Raw genomic sequence first — 16,499 nt, 5'->3', positions numbered from 1 at the left:
AGGGGGAGGACATGATCCCGGAAGGTGAGTGGCGGGACCGCGTCCTGCTGCGCGAGCTCGTCGACCGGTACGCCTCCGCCGTCGACCGGCGCCTCCCCGAGCGGGTGGTCGCGCTGTTCACCGAGGACGGCGAGCTGCTGGTCCACGGCCCGGGGGACGAGGAGCCGCGGCGCTCCTACCGGGGCCGGCCCGCGATAGCCCGCGCCCTGACCGGCCTCGCCCGCTTCCAGGCCACCAGCCACCTGGTGGCCAACCAGCTGCTCGAGGTCACCGGCGGCGAGGCGACCGGCGAGACCTACTGCACGGCCTCCCACGTCTACGCCGACGGCGACGGGCACCGGATCTACGTCATGTCCATCCGGTACGAGGACACGTTCGTGAGGACCGGCGGCCACTGGCTCTTCACCAGGCGCCGTGAACGCGTCGACTGGGCGGAGGACCGCCCCTTCAGCCCCCGCCAGGTGTGAGCGCGGCCGGCCGCTGAGGGCCGGGACGGCCGCCCAGGCGGGTGACGGCCTCGGCGCCCGCCAGGCAGCCCGCCCGGAGGGCCGCCTCCGGGGGCTCGTCCATCAGCAGGGACGCGAGGAAGCCGGCCGCGAACGCGTCGCCGGCGCCCGTCGAGTCGACCGCGTGCACCGTCGTCCCCGGCACCCGCACGACCGTCCGCCCCGCCCGGGCGAGCAGTGCCCCGGAGCCGCCGAGCTTCACCGCCGCCATGCCGTACCGCCCGGCGAGCGCCGACGCGGCGGCCTCGGCGTCCGCTTCGCCGGTGAGCAGCAGCGCCTCGTCGCGGTTGGGGATGACGATCGCCGCCGGCGCCGTCTCCTCCAGGAACCGATCGGGGCCGAACTCGCGCAGGAACCCCGTCGACGCCGGGTCGACGCTGATCCGCACGCCGCGGGCCAGCGCCGCCCGCACGGCGAGCCGGAACAGGCGCAGCCCCGGCTCGGCGAACAGCGTGTACCCCGAGACGTGCAGGTGCGCGACGCCGTCGAGCAGGGCGTCGTCCCAGTCGTCCGGGCCGATGCGGCCGCCCGCGCCCCGGTTGGTCAGCATCGACCGCTCCCCGCTGCCGTCCACCATCGCGATCACGACGGCGGTCGGGTGCTCCGGGTCGACCCGCACGTGCGGCTCCACGCCGCAGCCGCGCAGCTCGGCGATGTGCCACTGCCCGGTGTCGTAGCCGGCGCGGGTCAGGAACCTGGTCGGGGCGCCGAGGTGGGCGGCCCAGGAGGCGGTGTTCGCGCCCGAGCCGCCCGGCCGTACGACGATGTCGGCGGCGGTGTCGGTGCCGGTCGCGACGGGCGCGTGGTGCAGCGCGACCACGTCGGTCACGACGTCGCCGACGACGAGCAGGCCTGCCAACTCAACTCTCCTTGACGACGACGCTCAGCGCTCCGCCGCCCAGGAGGCGGCGATGCGGCCCGCGAGGCGGGTGTTGCCCTTGACGGCGGCCAGGTTGGCCTCCAGGGAGGCGCCGTCGGTGCCGCGGACCAGGAAGTCGAGCAGGAACGGGGTGATCGCCTGGCCGGTGACCCCCTCGCGGTCGGCGGCGGCGAGGGCCTCGGCCAGCACCCGGTCGTGCAGCCCGGGGTCGAGCTGCTCGGACTCCGGGACCGGGTTGGCGACGATCAGCGCGGTCTCCGGCCCGCCGAGGCTGTCCTGGGCGCGCATGACGGCGGCGGCCTCCTCGGGGCTCTCCAGGCGCCAGTCGACCGGGTACCCGGAGGTGTGCAGGTAGAAGCCGGGGAAGGAGTCGGTGCGGTACCCGGCCACGGTGACGCCGCGGGTCTCCAGCCGCTGGAGGGTGGCGGGCACGTCGAGGATGGACTTCACGCCGGCGCAGACGATGGTGATGCGGGTCCTGGCCAGCATGTCGAGGTCGGCGGACTCGTCCTGGCTGGTGGTCCACTCGCGGTGGACGCCGCCGAGGCCGCCGGTGGCGAACACCCGGATCCCGGCGCGGGCGGCGAGGAAGGCGGTGGCCGACACGGTGGTGGCGCCGCTCGCCGACAGGGCCGCGGCGACGGGCAGGTCGCGGAAGCCCAGCTTGCGCATCTCGGGGTCGGTGGCGACCCGCTCCAGCATGCCCTTGTCGAGTCCGACGTGGGCCACCCCGTCGAGGACGGCGATGGTGGCGGGCACGGCGCCGGCCTCCCGCACGAGCTCCTCGAGTTCCTCCGCCACCGCGAGGTTGCGGGGCTGGGGCAGGCCGTGCGAGATGATCGTGGACTCGAGGGCCACGACGGGGGTCCCCTGGGCCAGGGCCTCGGTGACTTCGCCGGACGTCTTGATGATCGTTTCGCCGTGGCCGGTCGTGCGCATGCTCGCTGAGGGTCCTCTCGTATGTACGCTCCAGGGGATTGTTCCCCTGATGTGCTGTCTCACCGTACTGTCCTTCTTGGGAGGCTTTGTCATGCTCCGTTCGCATTACGATGCCGTCGTCGTCGGTGCAGGGCACAACGGGCTGGTCGCCGCCGCCTACCTGGCCGGCGCGGGACGGCGCGTCCTGGTGCTGGAACGCCTGCCCCACGTGGGAGGGCTCGCGGTCTCCGCCCAGGCCTTCCCCGGCGTCGAGGCCCGCCTGTCGCGGTACTCCTACCTGGTCAGCCTCCTGCCCGGCAAGATCGTGACCGATCTCGGCCTCAAGCTCGAACTGCGGAGGCGGCGCTACGCGTCCTACACCCCCGTCGGCGGCACCGGGCTGCTCGTCGACAACGGCGACCGCGCCCGGACCGCCGCCTCGTTCGCCCAGGTCACCGGTGGCGACGGCGACCACGTGCGGTGGGAGAGGTTCTACGCCATGACGGCGCACGTCGCCGAGCGCGTGGCGCCCACCCTCCTCGCGCCCCTGCGCGACCGTGCCGGGCTGCGCGAGGTGGTCGCCGACGACGAGGCCTGGCGCGAGCTGTTCGAACGGCCGATCGGCGAGGCGGTCGCCGAGCGGTTCGCCGACGACACCGTGCGCGGCGTCGTGCTGACCGACGCGCTGATCGGCACCTTCGCCGACCCCGCGACGGACCTGCTCGCCAACCGCTGCTTCCTGTACCACGTCATCGGCGACGGCACCGGCGACTGGAACGTCCCGGTCGGCGGCATGGGCGCGGTCAGCGGCGCCCTCGCCGAGGCCGCCCGGCGCGGCGGCGCGGAGATCCGCACCGGCATGGAGGTGCTCTCGATCGCCCCGGACGGGGAGGTGACGTTCCGGGACGCCGGCGGCGCCGAGCACACCGTGACCGGCGAGCGCGTGCTGGTCAACACCCCGCCCGCCGTCCTGGCCCGGCTGCTCGGCCACGACGGGGAGGCGCCGGAGGGCGCGCAGCTCAAGGTCAACATGGTGCTCTCGCGGCTGCCCCGCCTCAAGGACCCCTCGGTGACCCCCGAGGAGGCCTTCAGCGGCACCTTCCACATCAACGAGGGCGCCGCCCAGCTCGCCCGCGCGCACGCCGAGGCCGCCGCGGGGACGATCCCCGCGCTGCCGCCCGCCGAGGTGTACTGCCACTCGCTCACCGACCCCTCGATCCTCGGGCCGGGACTGCGGGAGGCCGGCGCCCACACCATGACGCTGTTCGGCCTGCACATGCCCGCCCGCCTGTTCCGCGCCGACCCCGTCAAGGCCCGCGAGGACGCCCTGGCCGCCACGCTGGCCTCCCTCGACGGCGTGCTGGCCGAGCCCATCGAGGACTGCCTGCTCCGCGCCCCCGACGGTGGCCTGTGCGTCGAGGCCAAGAGCCCGGTGGACCTGGAGAACGAGGCGGGGCTGCCCGGCGGCCACATCTTCCACCGCGACCTGTCCTGGCCGTACGCCGAGGAGCCCGGCGAGGCGGGCCGGTGGGGCGTGGAGACCGCGCACGCGCGCGTCCTGCTCTGCGGGGCGGGCGCGCGGCGGGGAGGCGGCGTCAGCGGCATCCCCGGCCACAACGCGGCGATGAGCCTCCTGAGCGGCGCATCCTGAAGGTCCTGAAAAGAACCTGTTAATGGGCTTCTCAGATTCTCCGGCTACCGTGGGCCGGTGAGCACAGTGACGGACAGTGACGGCCGCAGGCTGCTCGTCGTCGACGACGAGCCGGCCCTGCGGGAGGCGCTGCAGAGCAGCCTGGAATTCGAGGGGTACGCCGTCGACCTCGCCCGCGACGGCGCCGAGGCGCTGGAGGCGGCCGGGCGCGAGCCGTACGACCTGGTCGTGCTCGACGTGATGATGCCGCGCGTCGACGGGCTGACCGCCTGCCGGCGGCTGCGCGCCTCCGGCAACCACGTGCCCGTGCTGATGCTCACCGCCCGCGACGCCGTGGGGGACCGGGTGTCCGGCCTGGACGCCGGGGCAGACGACTACCTGGTGAAGCCGTTCGAGCTGGACGAGCTGTTCGCCCGGGTGCGCGCCCTGCTGCGGCGCGGCGCCCTGCGGGCGCCGGCGGCCCCGGTCACCGGCGACGGCCTGCTGACCTACGCCGACCTGCGCATGGACACCGCCTCCCGCGAGGTGACCCGCGCCGGGCGGCCGCTGGAGCTCACCCGCACGGAGTACCTCCTGCTGGAGCTGTTCCTCGCCCATCCCCGGCAGGTGCTCACCCGCGAGCAGATCCTCAGCGAGGTGTGGGGCTTCGACTTCGAGCCGTCGTCCAACTCCCTCGACGTGTACATCATGTACCTGCGCCGCAAGACCGAGGCCGGTGGCGCGCCCCGGCTCATCCACACCGTGCGCGGGGTCGGGTACGTGCTGCGGACGCCCTCGTGAGGAGCGCCCGGCCGAGGTCCATGGGGTCGCGGCTCACCGTGCTGGTCGCCACCGCCGTGGCCGTGGCCATCGCCGTGTGCGCGGTCGCCTGCTGGTTCCTGGTGCGCAACGAGCTGTACCGCCAGCTGAGGATGTCCCTGGAGCAGCCCCCCGTGGACGGCAGGACGGTGCGGATGATCCAGGACCACTGCTCGCCGAACCCGACCGGCGACCAGGACCCCGGACCGTTCCTTCGATTGCAGCAGCTCGTCGACGCCGAGGGTCACCGCTGCGCGCAGGGGTGGGACGCCGTCAAGGTCGACCCGATGGACGAGCAGGTCGCCCTGCGGCCCGGCACCAAGATGTACCGCGACGGCGTGACCGACAGCGGCGGCCGCGTCCTCGTCCTGACCAAGAACGTGGCGCCGGGGGTGGCCGTCAGCGTCTCCCGCGACGTGACCGGCACCGAGAGGACACTGCGGGGCCTCGGGCTGCTGCTCGCCGGAGTCGCCGGGCTCGGCGTCATCGGCGCCGCCACCGCCGGCCGTCTGGTGTCGCGCACGGCGCTGCGCCCCATCCAGCGGCTGACCGGCGCCGTCGAGCACATCGCGAGGACCGAGGACCTGGACACCAGGATCCCCGTCGACGGCGAGGACGAGATCGCCCGGCTGAGCACGTCGTTCAACGCGATGACCGCCGCGCTCGCCAGCTCCCGCGAACGCCAGCAGCAGCTCATCGCCGACGCCGGGCACGAGCTGCGCACCCCCCTCACCAGCCTGCGGGCCAACATCGACCTGCTCATACGCAGCGAGAACACCGGCAGACGGCTCGACCCCGAGACCGGGAAACGGCTGCTGGCGAGCGTCAAGGCGCAGATGGCCGAACTGTCCAGCCTGGTCGGTGACCTGCTGGAGCTGTCGCGCGTGTCCGGCGGCGAGCAGCCGGCGGACGACCTGCCCTTCCACGACGTCGTCGAGGCCGCCGTCGGCCGGGCCCGGCTGCGCGCCCACGACGTGCGGATCGACGCCGAGGTCGGCGAGTGGTACGTCCACGGCCGCGAGAACGCGCTCGAACGCGCCGTGGTGAACCTGCTCGACAACGCCGTGAAGTTCAGCCCGCCCGGCGGCACCGTCACCGTACGGCTCGACCGGGGGGTGCTGACCGTCCGCGACCAGGGCCCCGGCATCCCCGAGGACGAGCTCCCGCACGTCTTCGAGCGCTTCTGGCGCTCCTCGACCGCCCGGAGCATGCCCGGATCGGGTCTCGGCCTCGCCATCGTCGCGCAGGCCGTGCGCGACGCCGGCGGGGAGGTCGGCCTGGGCAACGCGCCCGGTGGCGGCGCCCTCGCCCGCCTCGGCCTCCCGGGCCGCGCGCATTCTCAGACGGGGTTAATGAACGCCTAAGGGGGGTTCAATCCGCCTCCTCGACGGTGGAGGCATGAGAGAGCCGACCCACGGACGGCGAGCATGACCCCCGAGACGGGAGCCGCGCTCACCCGGCCGTTCCCCGCCCACCCTTCCGCGACCGCCACCAGGACCCGCCTCGTCGAGGTGGTGGTCCCCGTTCACAACGAGCAGCGGGTCCTGGCCGAGAGCGTCCACCGCCTGCACGACCACCTCACCCGCGACCTGCCGTACGGCTTCCGGATCACGATCGCCGACAACGCGAGCTCCGACGGCACCTGGGACATCGCGACCGAGCTGGCCCGCACCCTTCCCCACGTCAGGGCCGTCCACCTGGACCAGAAGGGCCGCGGGCGGGCGCTGCGGCAGGTGTGGTCGGCCAGCGACGCCGACGTGGTCAGCTACATGGACGTCGACCTGTCGACCGACCTCACCGCGTTCCTGCCGCTCATCGCGCCCCTGCTCTCCGGCCACAGCGACCTCGCGATCGGCACCCGCCTGGCCCGGACCTCGCGCGTCGAGCGCGGCCCCAAACGCGAGATCATCTCCCGCGTCTACAACCTGCTGCTCCGCTCCACCATGGGCGCGCGCTTCTCCGACGCCCAGTGCGGCTTCAAGGCGGCGCGGACCGAGGTCGTCCAGGCCCTGCTGCCGGCCGTGGAGGACCAGGCGTGGTTCTTCGACACCGAGCTGCTGCTCCTCGCCGAGCGTCACGGCCTGCGCATCCACGAGGTCCCGGTCGACTGGGTGGACGACCCCGACAGCCGCGTCGACATCGTCCGCACGGCCGTCGACGACCTCAAGGGCATGGCCAGGGTGGCACGCAGGACCCTGTCGGGCGCGGCCCGCATTCCCGTCCCCGAACGCGTCGCGGCCGCCCGCCTGCCGGCCGGCATGGGCCGCCAGCTCCCCAGCTTCGTCGTCATCGGCGCCTTCTGCACGCTCGCCTACCTCGCCCTGTTCTGGTTGCTGCGCGGATTCCTGCCCGCCTTCACGGCCAACGCCATCGCGCTGCTGGTCACGGCGGTCGCCAACACCGCCGCCAACCGCCGCTTCACCTTCGGCGTGACCGGCTCGGCGGGGGCGCTGCGGCACCAGATCGAGGGCCTGGTCGCGTTCTTCGTCGGCCTCGCGCTGACCACCGGAGTGCTGGCGGTGCTGCCCGGCGGCGCGTCCAGGCTCGTCGAGCTGATCGGCGTGATCTTCGCGAACGCGCTCGCCACGATGGTCCGCTTCCTGCTGCTCAGGGTGTGGGTGTTCAACCCGCGCCGGAAGGAGAACCCCCGATGACCGTAGGCGTCGAACGTCCGGTGGACGCCGGAGGGCACCGGCGTCCCTCCGCCGCGCGGCGCGGCCGGCTCGCCCGGCTCGTGCTCGGCCGGCCGGACGACCCGCGCTGGGCGCGCCCGGCGCTGCTCGGCGTGCTCGCCCTGGCGGCCCTGCTGTACACCTGGGCGCTCGGCGCCAACGGGAACGCCAACGACTACTACGCCGCCGCGATCCTTTCCGGCACCAGGAGCTGGAAGGCGTTCTTCTTCGGCGCCGTCGACTCGGGGGCGTTCATCACCGTCGACAAGCCGCCGTTCGCGCTGTGGGTGATGGGGCTGTCGGCGCGGATCTTCGGGTACGGCACCTGGAGCATGCTGCTGCCGCAGGCCGCGGCGGGCGTCACGGCCGTCGCCCTCGTCCACTCGGCCGTGCGCCGCTCGCTCGGCGGCGCCGAGGGGCACGCGGCCGGGCTGGTCGCGGCGCTGGCCATGACGCTGACGCCGATCACCGTCGCCATCAACCGGGACAACAACCCCGACACGATCCTCGTGCTGCTCCTGGTGGCCGCCGCGTGGTCCTGCCTGGAGGCGATCCGCGGCGGGCGCCTGAGCCGCCTCGTGGTGTGCGCCATCCTCGTCGGCCTCGCCTTCAACACCAAGATGCTGCAGGCCTACCTGGTGCTGCCCGCGTTCACCCTGGTGTACCTGTACGCCGCGCCGGGACGGCTCCTGGCGCGCCTGGGCCGCCTGCTGGTGGCGGGTGTCGTGCTCACGGCGTCCAGCGCCTGGTGGATGGTCGTGGTGGACCTGTGGCCCGCCTCCGGAAGGCCCTACGTCGGCGGCAGCACCGACGACACCGTGTGGGACCTCGTCATCGGCTACAACGGCCTCGGCCGCGTCCTCGGGCGGAGCGCCGGCGCGGGCGCGCGGGCCGGCGGGGCGAACTTCGGCGGCGAGTCCGGCGCGGGCCGGCTGTTCAACGAGGTCATGGCCGGGCAGATCTCCTGGCTGATCCCGTTCGCGGCCCTCGCCCTGGCCGGCGGGCTGGTGCTCGCCCGGCGGCGCCCCGGTGTGCGCGCCGGGCTGCTGCTGTGGGGTGGCTGGGCGTTCGTGCACTACGCCGTGTTCAGCTTCTCCTCCGGGGGCTTCCACCCGTACTACACCACCGCCCTCGCCCCCGGCGTGGCCGCGCTGACCGGTCTCGGCGGAGCGCTGCTGTGGCGGGCCCACAGGGAGCGCCGGGCGTGGGCCTGGGCGCTGCCCCTCGGCGTCGCCGTGACCGGGGCCTGGGCGTACGTCGTGCTGAGCCGCGCCTCCGGCGGGTGGACCGTGCTCGGCTACGCCGCCGCCGGCCTGTGCGGCCTCGCCGCCGTGGCGCTGCTCGCCGTACGGCTCGGCGGCAGGGGGCGGGCACGGCTCGCCGCCCTGGCGCTGGTCCTCGGCCTCGCGGGAGGCCTCACCGGACCGGCCGCGTACGCGCTCACCCCGCTGTCGTCCCCCGTCGAGGGCTCCAACCCGACGGCCGGACCGCAGGGGAGCGGCTTCCCCGGCAGGGGAGGCCCCGGCGGGATGGGCTTCCCCGGCGGAATGCGGCCCCCCTCGGGCACGCGGCCTCCCTCGGGTACGCGGCCCACTGGAGGCGGCTTCGGGGACCGGGAGGTGAGCTCCGGGCTGATCTCCTACCTGGAGAAGAACCGGGGCGGCGCCAGATGGCTCGTCGCCGTCGGCAGCGCCCAGAGCGCCTCCTCGATCATCCTGGCGACCGGGGGCGAGCCGGTCGCCGCGATGGGCGGCTTCACCGGCAGCGACCCGGCGATGACGGTGACCGGGCTCCAGCAGTACGTGGCGAGCGGGCAGCTGAAGTACGTCCTGGTAGGCGGGCGAGGGCCGATGGGGGGCGACGACGAGGTGACCGCCTGGGTCCAGGCCCACGGCACTCTCGTCAAGCCCTCGGAGTACGGCGCCACGGACACCACCTCCACAGGCCGGTCGCTGTACAAGCTCGGCTAGAACAAGGCGCCTCCCGCCTGCCCTCTCCCGCCGCTCGCCGGTGTCCTTCACGGCGCCGAAGCGGTGGGAAGGGGTACGGCGGATCCGGCGCCGTCGTACGGCGGTGAACGCGGGCTCCTGGCGGCGTCTTCGTTCACGGCCGCGGCCCCGGAACGCATCCCCGTACCGCGGCAGGGCGAACACCGTGCCGGGTACGACACGGAATCTCCGTTCGGCGCTGACGGCGACTTGTCGATCACGCTCGGTAACATCACTCTGGATTTGATCTTGAACTTGTTTCCATGACAGATCGGGAGTTCCATGGTGATGTCACAACGGACCAGGTCCGCGCTCACCACGCTGACCTGCGCCCTGACCGCGCTGCTTGCCGTATCGGGTACCCCGGCGGTGGCCGGCACCGATGCGCACGTCGGCACCACGACACGACAGGCCGCCGCCCCCTGCGTCCGGCAGGGGCAGGCGACCTACCCCGTCGAGTATTACTGGAAGAACGCCTTCGGCATGCGGCTGGGCAGCGGGTCGGTCTCGGTCGACACCTCACCGTCCCTGTGGGGCGGGCAGATCGCGCCGGGCGGCACCTTCACCCTCATCCTGACCCACCGCACGGCCCAGTGGCCGCTGCTGGTACGCACCTACACCACCACCTGGGACCTGTCGTCCCTGATGGCGAGCGCCGACATCGTCGGCCAGTCCGGGACCGGCACCGTCAACGGCACCACCCTGTCGATCACCTCACCGGGCACCAAGACCGACCCGCCCGCCAAGGTCATCACCTTCCAGGTCCGCCAGGGCACCACCGGACGCGGCATGACCATCCGGCCGACCGGCATCAGCAGCGTCGTCGCCTTCCCCGGCCGGCTCGGCAACAACACACCCGCCCCGCCGATCCAGATCGTCAGCGGCCAGTCGATCTCGCCGACCCAGGCCGCCGACGACAGCGCCATCACCCAGGGCAGACCCGTCAGCGTCCCCGTCCTGGCCAACGACACCGCCACCGCACCGGTGATCAGCAACGTCACCGCCCCTGCTCGCGGCACCGCGACCGTCTCCGGCAACACGGTGGTCTACACGCCCGCCCCCGGCTTCGCCGGCACCGACACCTTCACCTACACCATCACCACCGCCTGCGGAACCTCCACCGCCAAGGTCACCGTCACCGTCCCGTGCACCGACACACCCATCAGCCTGGTCAACGGCAGCTTCGAGGCGCCGACGGTGACCGGGTTCCAGATGCTCCCCGACGCCTCGACCAACCCGGGCATCGGCTGGCACACCACCGCCACCGACAACCTGCTCGAGTTCTGGCGCACCGGCTACCAGGGCGTCCCGGCAGCCGATGGGCAGCAGTTCGCGGAACTCAACGCCAACATGTTCTCCACCCTGTACCAGGACCTGCCCACCATCCCCGGAACCGTCATGACCTGGTCGCTGTATCACCGGGGCGTCGCGGGCACCGACACGATGCACGTCCTCATCGGCGCCCCCGGCGCCACCGTGGCCCAGACCCCCACCGGAGCCTCCTCGCCCGACATCACCGACGGCAACACCGCCTGGCGCCGCTACACCGGAACCTACGTCGTCCCGCCGGGACAGACCGTCACCCGGTTCTCCTTCGGGTCGGTGTCGACCGCCGGCGGTAACCCGGCGACCGGCAACCTCCTGGACGGCGTCGTCTTCGAGACCCCGCGTTGCCCGAGCGCGGACCAAGCCCTGCCGGCCCGGCAAGCCGGACAGATCCTCGCGTACGCGCCCGGTCAGCGTCGCTCATGCCGGGATCACACCCACCGCTGAGAACCACCGAATCAGGGTGCGCCGGCACGCGGAGCCGCCGAGGAGTCGCGCTCCGGGCCGGCGCCCCTGACGGACCGCCTCCCTGGTGGTAAGCGGAGTGAGGCGCCGGGGTGCAGCGGCTGATCTCGGTAGCTCCGGTAGGATCCGGACGTGCGCAGTGCGGAGGGGACACGCGGTAGCCGGGCGGACCAGGCGGATCAACGCCGGGCCGAGTTGCTCGACGCCGCCCGGAAGGTGGTGCTCGAACGCGGCATCTCCAGCACCCGGGTGGCCGACATCGCCAAGGCGACCAACGTCAGCGGCGGGCTGATCCACTACCACTTCGCCACCAAGGACGAGCTGATCACCGAGATGCTCCGGGCGACCATCGGCAGCGAGGCGGCGGGGCTCAAAGAGCTCGTCGAAGGCCCGGGGTCGGTCGTCGAGCGCCTCGACCGGGTCCTGCGGTTCTACATCCCCGAGTCGCGCGGCGACCAGAGCTGGATCCTGTGGATCGACGCCTACGCGACGGGGCTGCGCGAGAAGGTCGTCCAGGAGCTCCTGCTCGAGCTCGACGCCGCCTGGATCGCCTCGATCGAGCAGTTGATCCGGTCCGGTGTCGACGCCGGCGAGTTCGTCTGCGACGACCCCTACGGTGCGGCCGAGCGCCTCGACGGCGTGCTCGACGGCCTGGTGATCCGCTACACGCTGCACCCCTCCCTGCTGTCGCGCAGGCGCCTGCTGGAGCACGCCCGCATCGCCGCCGCCCGCGAGGTCGGCATCGACCCCTCCGCCTTCCCCGACGACCAGTGAGGCGTGGACGGCGGGCGGACGAAGATCGCCGTTGCCCGCCCCGCTTCCTGCTCGCCGCTCTATAGTTGCCGCCGGTCCCGGAGGAACCGGAGCGGGGCCGACACGTCTGGACAGGGGTGGCATGAAGGTGAATCGACCGTTGGATCTCGCGTGGCAGGGGCTCACCGCCCTGCCGGAGTCGGTGTGGCGCGCCGACGGGCCGGTCGCCGAGCTGCTGCTGGACGCCAACCGGTTGCGTGAGCTGCCCGAGGAGATCGGGCGGCTGGCGTCGCTGCGCGCGCTGCACCTCGACGGGAACGAGCTGGAGCGGTTCCCGGCCGTCCTGCTGCGGCTGACGGCGCTGGAGACCCTCTTCCTGTACGGCAACCGGATCGACGAGCTGCCCGCCGACCTGGACCGCCTGTCGCGGCTGCGGCACCTCGCGGCCGGCGGCAACCGCCTGACCCAGGTGCCGGACGCGCTGTGGCGCCTCACCGGCCTGCGCTCGCTGAACCTCGCCGAGAACGCCATCACCGAGATCTCCGAGGAGATCGGACGGCTGCGCGAGCTGCGGATGCTGGATCTCGGGCACAACTCGCTCAAAGAGGTGCCGAGCGCGATCGGTGACCTGCCGAACCTCACCGACTATCTCTACCTGAGCGACAACGGCCTCACCGCCGTGCCGTCGTCCCTCGGGCGCCTCGACCGGCTGGCCTACCTCAACCTCACCGACAACCGGCTGTCCGAGCTGCCCGACAGCCTCGGCGGCCTGGCGGCCCTCACCGAGCTGCGCCTGTACAACAACCAGCTCACCGCGCTGCCGGCGACGCTCGGGCGGCTGGCGTCGCTGCGCGAGCTCCACCTGCGCGGCAACCGGCTGACGGCGCTCCCCGAGTCCGTCGGCGACCTGCGCGAGCTGCGCGTCCTCGACGTTCGGGACAACCTCCTGACGTCCCTGCCCGGCTCGCTGCGCGGGCTGGTCAACCTGACCCACCTGGACCTGAGGAACAACCGGCTGCGTGAGATCCCCGGCGACCTGGCCGACCTGCCGCGCCTGGAGAAGCTCGACCTGCGCTGGAACAAACTCTACGGCCACGCGGAGGCTCTGGACCGGTTGCGGGCGCGCGGCTGCGTCGTGCTCCTGTGACCTCGGAGGACGCGTTCAGCCGGGCATCGCGGCCAGGAGGTACGCCAGGCGCCCGGCGGCGTCCTCGACGTTGTCCACGGTGCCCAGGCGGTAGCCCCACGAGGTGAGGAAGGCGCCCTGCGGGGTGAGGGTGACCACTTCCATCAGGGTCTCGCTGAAGCGGTTGCGCACCTTCACGGTGGCGGGCGTGCCGCCGAGCACCCGCACCGACAGGTCGATGTGCCTGCGGGTCGCCAGGGCGAACTGCTCAAGACAGGACATGGTGTCCAGCATGGGTGCCCCCTCCACATCGGCCGGAGACGCCAGGATTGCATGATCTTGCCGTTACCGGCAAGCAATTGTCCCGATCACTGAGGGGATTGCCGGGCGAACTCGACGAGCACGCGGACGATGACCTCACGCGCCTCCTCGTGGAACGCCGCCGCCTGGTACAGCTCCTCGAAGGCGCCGGCGTAGAACGCGACGTCCTCGGGGTCGCGCAGCACGAGGTCCTTGGTGCGCGTGGGCACGCCCACCATGGCCTCGTTGTAGATCCAGAAGCCGTTCAGCAGGGCGGACGGCAGCTCGGCCGAGAAGGGGATCACGCCGAACTCGACGTTCGGCAGGGTGGTGACCGCGAGCAGGCGGTCGAGCTGCCCGCGCATCACGTCGTCGGGGGCCAGCCGGTACCGCAGCGCCGCCTCCGGCATCAGGAAGCGGAACCGCCGGGAGGGGTCGTAGAGGATCTCCTGCCGTCGCATGCGGACGGCGATCGCCACGTCGATGTCGTCGGTGGCGCCGTAGAGGCGGCGGACCTTGGAGAAGATGTGGCGCGCGTACTCGGCCGTCTGCAGCAGCCCGATCACCACCCCGGGTTCGAACACCCGGAACAGCCTGGTGCGCGCCTCGAGGTCGCGGACGTCCTCCTGCAGGGCGGCCAGGCCGCTCTTGTGCCGCTGCCGCCAGGAGTCCTGCCGTTCGAGCAGCGTGACCGCCTGGGCGATCAGGTCGTCGATCACCTCGGCGGGAGCCTGCACCGCCTGGCCCCAGACCACGACGTCGTCCTCGGTGGCGCTCTGCCGGGCGTTCTCGATGCGCGAGACCTTCGAGGCCTGCCAGTTGAGGCGCGCGGCGAGGTCCTTGCCGGACAGCTGGGCCGCCTCGCGCAGCCGCCGGAGCTGGGCGCCCAGGTCGATGCGCGCCTGCTGAAAGCTCACGCCCACCTCCAGTCGGCTCCGGACTCGGTCGAGGTTAGACCGGTCCGGGGCCCGGCGCCATAGAGATCGGGCTATTCGTGATCATTGACTCGTCCGCCGGGGGTGGGCCGCGGCGCCGGGGCGTCCTGCGCGGCGGGGCCGGGCTCGCCGAGGACGGCGCGGGCGACCTCGACGAGCAGTTCCCGGGGCACCTCGACGGCGGACTCGCCGTCCAGGATGTCGCGCAGGTCCGCCCGGGCCTCGGGATCGGTCAGGGTGAGGCCCTGGACGACGACCGTTCCCCGGTCGGTCTCGTACAGCGAAGGGCAGGCACCGGCCTCCGAAGTGGAGCCGAGAAACCGCAGACGCATGAGTTTCCTTCCCCGATGCGCCGTGATCGGCACAATTGCGCGCAATTGTAGCCGCTTGATCAAAAATGAGCCAGGCTCAGGTCAAGCCCCGGACACGTACACCGACGGCAGCAGGGAGCGGGGGATCGGGGCCGCGCAGGCGCGCAGTTCCTCGCCGAGGGCCTTGGCCTGGGCGTCCAGGCGCGGGCTGGCGGCCACGCCCCGGCCGAGCAGGCCGTGCACCACGAAGTTCAGCGCGAGGAGGTTGGGCAGGCGGTGGCGCTCGATCCGCAGCGGCGCGGTGGCGGGGAGCAGCTCCCGCAGCCGCTCCACGGTGAGAAACCGCTCCAGCCAGGCGTACTCCTCGGGCGTGCGCACCCAGACGCCGAGGTTCGCGTCGCCCCCCTTGTCACCGGACCGGGCGCCGGCGACCGTCCCCAGCGGGGCCCGCACCACGTCCTCCACGGCCCCGCCGGACACCGGGCCGTCCCCGTCGCCGGAGCCCGGTACGGCGTCCGGTCCGAGGTCGCCGTCCGGTCCGGGGCCGCCGTCCAGGGCGGTGTCCGGCGGGAGGCCCGCCGGTGTGCGGGGCTGCCGCCAGACCAGGTCGTCGCCCAGCCACACCTCGGCCTGCACGGAGGAGGCGGGAACCGTGGTGGGCCAGTACACCCCGTACGGGGAGGCGTCGCCCGGCGGAGTGAGGCCGTAGAAGCCGGGGTAGCTCGCCAGCCCGGTCTCCACCACCGCCGAGGAGAACACCCGCCCCGCCTTTCGCGGGTCGGCGTCCATCACCGTGATCCGCAACAGCGCCACGCCACCCGGCGATCCCACCGCCGGCGCGGCCCGCGGTCCCAGCGGGACGAGCTCGACGTGCACCTGGTCGAAGGTGTCCCTGGGGACGCGGGCGAAGACGGCCTCCTCGGCGAGGCGGGCCTTGGCCTCGACGTCGAGCCCGGTGAGCACGAGCGTCATCGTGTTGCGGTGGCCGCCCAGGTGGTTCAGCGCCACCTTCAGCGTGTCCGGCGGAGCCTCGCCCCTCACCCCGGAGATCCGCACCCGGTCCTCGCCCTCCTGCTCCAGCCGGACCGTGTCGAAGCGGGCGGTGACGTCCGGCCCGAGGTAGCGGGGCGAGCCGATCTCGTACAGCAGCTGCGCCGTCACCGTCCCGACCGAGACCCGCCCGCCCGTCCCCGGATGCTTGGTGATCACGCTGGAGCCGTCCGCGTGCAGCTCGGCGATCGGGAACCCGCAGTGCGCCAGGTCGGGGACCTCGCCGAAGAACGCGTAGTTCCCGCCGGTCGCCTGGCAGCCGCACTCGATGACGTGCCCGGCCACGACCGACCCCGCCAGGGCGTCGAGATCGCCGGGCCCCCAGCCGTGCCGCCACATGCCGGGCCCGGTGACCAGCGCGGCGTCGGTGACCCTGCCGGTCACCACGACGTCCGCGCCGTGCTCCAGCGCGACGGCGATGGGCCGGCCGCCGAGGTAGGCGTTGGCCGTCAGCGGGGACGCGGCGAGCCTCTCGCCGGTGTCGAGGTCGACGGCGTCACCGAGGTCGCGTCCGGTCAGGTCGTCGCCGGTCACGTGGGCCACGCGGGCGTCGAGGCCGAGGCGGCCCGCCAGCTCCGCCACCGCCCGCGCGCACCCGGCCGGGTCGAGCCCGCCGGCGTTCGACACGATCCTGACGCCGCGGTCGAGACAGGTGCCGAGGACCTGCTCCATCTGGGTGAGGAACGTCCGCGCGTACCCGGGGCGGCCCTTCAGGCGGTTCCCGGCGAGGATGAGCATGGTCAGTTCGGCCAGCCAGTCGCCGGTGAGCACGTCGATCGGCCCGCCGTCGACCATCTCCCGGGCCGCCGACAGCCGGTCG

At 73.1% G+C, this 16,499-nt stretch carries 15 protein-coding genes; 9 read left to right on the top strand and 6 right to left on the bottom strand.

The features are described from left to right. The first annotated feature begins 11 nt into the window (after window positions 1–11). Window positions 12–467, top strand: a complete 456-nt coding sequence (locus tag KIK05_RS22695; protein WP_214412807.1) for a nuclear transport factor 2 family protein — start codon at window positions 12–14, stop codon at window positions 465–467. Here the strand turns inward: KIK05_RS22695 and KIK05_RS22690 are convergent. Next, entirely contained in the window at window positions 448–1,365 is a 918-nt protein-coding gene (locus KIK05_RS22690; protein WP_214412806.1) for a carbohydrate kinase family protein, read from the bottom strand. The two genes, KIK05_RS22695 and KIK05_RS22690, sit on opposite strands and share 20 nt — an antisense overlap. A 24-nt stretch (window positions 1,366–1,389) precedes the next feature. Continuing rightward, window positions 1,390–2,325, bottom strand: coding sequence for a pseudouridine-5'-phosphate glycosidase (locus KIK05_RS22685; protein WP_214412805.1), 936 nt, complete (start codon window positions 2,323–2,325; stop codon window positions 1,390–1,392). Between the two features lie 91 nt (window positions 2,326–2,416). On the opposite strand from KIK05_RS22685, the gene KIK05_RS22680 reads away from it, so the two are divergent. The 8 genes from KIK05_RS22680 to KIK05_RS22645 all read left to right on the top strand — a co-directional run bounded on the left by KIK05_RS22680 (window position 2,417) and on the right by KIK05_RS22645 (window position 13,104). Next, window positions 2,417–3,955, top strand: coding sequence for a phytoene desaturase family protein (locus KIK05_RS22680; RefSeq protein ID WP_214412804.1), 1,539 nt, complete (start codon window positions 2,417–2,419; stop codon window positions 3,953–3,955). Between the two features lie 57 nt (window positions 3,956–4,012). Further along, the gene (locus KIK05_RS22675; protein WP_308250064.1) at window positions 4,013–4,735 is read left to right on the top strand and encodes a response regulator transcription factor; all 723 of its coding nucleotides are present in this window, start codon (window positions 4,013–4,015) and stop codon (window positions 4,733–4,735) included. Beyond that, complete coding sequence (locus tag KIK05_RS22670; protein ID WP_308250063.1) at window positions 4,732–6,117, top strand: sensor histidine kinase; 1,386 nt, start codon at window positions 4,732–4,734, stop codon at window positions 6,115–6,117. The genes KIK05_RS22675 and KIK05_RS22670 overlap by 4 nt, the downstream gene beginning before the upstream one ends. A gap of 63 nt (window positions 6,118–6,180) precedes the next feature. Continuing rightward, window positions 6,181–7,407, top strand: coding sequence for a bifunctional glycosyltransferase family 2/GtrA family protein (locus KIK05_RS22665; RefSeq protein ID WP_214412803.1), 1,227 nt, complete (start codon window positions 6,181–6,183; stop codon window positions 7,405–7,407). Further along, window positions 7,404–9,395: a mannosyltransferase YkcB-related protein gene (locus KIK05_RS22660; protein ID WP_214412802.1), complete on the top strand. Its 1,992-nt coding sequence runs from the start codon at window positions 7,404–7,406 to the stop codon at window positions 9,393–9,395. The genes KIK05_RS22665 and KIK05_RS22660 overlap by 4 nt, the downstream gene beginning before the upstream one ends. A 306-nt stretch (window positions 9,396–9,701) precedes the next feature. After that, window positions 9,702–11,186 carry an Ig-like domain-containing protein gene (locus tag KIK05_RS22655; RefSeq protein ID WP_214412801.1) on the top strand — a complete coding sequence of 495 codons (1,485 nt, stop codon included), beginning with the start codon at window positions 9,702–9,704 and terminating at the stop codon, window positions 11,184–11,186. Between the two features lie 150 nt (window positions 11,187–11,336). Beyond that, a complete protein-coding gene (locus tag KIK05_RS22650) occupies window positions 11,337–11,978 on the top strand; it encodes a TetR/AcrR family transcriptional regulator (RefSeq protein ID WP_214412800.1) in 642 nt (213 codons plus the stop codon). A gap of 139 nt (window positions 11,979–12,117) precedes the next feature. Next, entirely contained in the window at window positions 12,118–13,104 is a 987-nt protein-coding gene (locus tag KIK05_RS22645) for a leucine-rich repeat domain-containing protein (RefSeq protein WP_250563267.1), read from the top strand. A gap of 15 nt (window positions 13,105–13,119) precedes the next feature. Here the strand turns inward: KIK05_RS22645 and KIK05_RS22640 are convergent, their stop codons facing one another. The 4 genes from KIK05_RS22640 to KIK05_RS22625 all read right to left on the bottom strand — a co-directional run bounded on the left by KIK05_RS22640 (window position 13,120) and on the right by KIK05_RS22625 (window position 16,474). Further along, entirely contained in the window at window positions 13,120–13,377 is a 258-nt protein-coding gene (locus tag KIK05_RS22640; RefSeq protein WP_214412798.1) for a hypothetical protein, read from the bottom strand. 74 nt (window positions 13,378–13,451) lie between these two features. Next, a complete protein-coding gene (locus KIK05_RS22635) occupies window positions 13,452–14,300 on the bottom strand; it encodes a helix-turn-helix domain-containing protein (RefSeq protein WP_214412797.1) in 849 nt (282 codons plus the stop codon). Window positions 14,301–14,371: 71 nt separating this feature from the next. Beyond that, window positions 14,372–14,650, bottom strand: coding sequence for a hypothetical protein (locus tag KIK05_RS22630; RefSeq protein ID WP_214412958.1), 279 nt, complete (start codon window positions 14,648–14,650; stop codon window positions 14,372–14,374). A gap of 81 nt (window positions 14,651–14,731) precedes the next feature. After that, a complete protein-coding gene (locus tag KIK05_RS22625) occupies window positions 14,732–16,474 on the bottom strand; it encodes an acyclic terpene utilization AtuA family protein (RefSeq protein WP_250563281.1) in 1,743 nt (580 codons plus the stop codon). Window positions 16,475–16,499: the final 25 nt, after the last annotated feature.

This window comes from Sphaerisporangium fuscum (genome assembly GCF_018531465.1).
Classification (GTDB): Bacteria; Actinomycetota; Actinomycetes; order Streptosporangiales; family Streptosporangiaceae; genus Sphaerisporangium; species Sphaerisporangium fuscum.
The sequence above is the reverse complement of the archived record's forward strand: the minus strand, read 5'-3'. Positions and strand labels throughout refer to the sequence as shown.

Excerpts from the sequence above, each read along its gene's own strand:
- KIK05_RS22680 (WP_214412804.1), top strand. The coding sequence starts at position 2,417 with ATGCTCCGTTCGCATTACGATGCCGTCGTCGTCGGTGCAGGGCACAAC.
- KIK05_RS22655 (WP_214412801.1), top strand. The coding sequence starts at position 9,702 with ATGTCACAACGGACCAGGTCCGCGCTCACCACGCTGACCTGCGCCCTG.
- KIK05_RS22665 (WP_214412803.1), top strand. The coding sequence starts at position 6,181 with ATGACCCCCGAGACGGGAGCCGCGCTCACCCGGCCGTTCCCCGCCCAC.
- KIK05_RS22640 (WP_214412798.1), bottom strand. The coding sequence starts at position 13,377 with ATGCTGGACACCATGTCCTGTCTTGAGCAGTTCGCCCTGGCGACCCGC.
- KIK05_RS22660 (WP_214412802.1), top strand. The coding sequence starts at position 7,404 with ATGACCGTAGGCGTCGAACGTCCGGTGGACGCCGGAGGGCACCGGCGT.
- KIK05_RS22685 (WP_214412805.1), bottom strand. The coding sequence starts at position 2,325 with ATGCGCACGACCGGCCACGGCGAAACGATCATCAAGACGTCCGGCGAA.
- KIK05_RS22630 (WP_214412958.1), bottom strand. The coding sequence starts at position 14,650 with ATGCGTCTGCGGTTTCTCGGCTCCACTTCGGAGGCCGGTGCCTGCCCT.
- KIK05_RS22695 (WP_214412807.1), top strand. The coding sequence starts at position 12 with ATGATCCCGGAAGGTGAGTGGCGGGACCGCGTCCTGCTGCGCGAGCTC.
- KIK05_RS22625 (WP_250563281.1), bottom strand. The coding sequence starts at position 16,474 with ATGGTCGACGGCGGGCCGATCGACGTGCTCACCGGCGACTGGCTGGCC.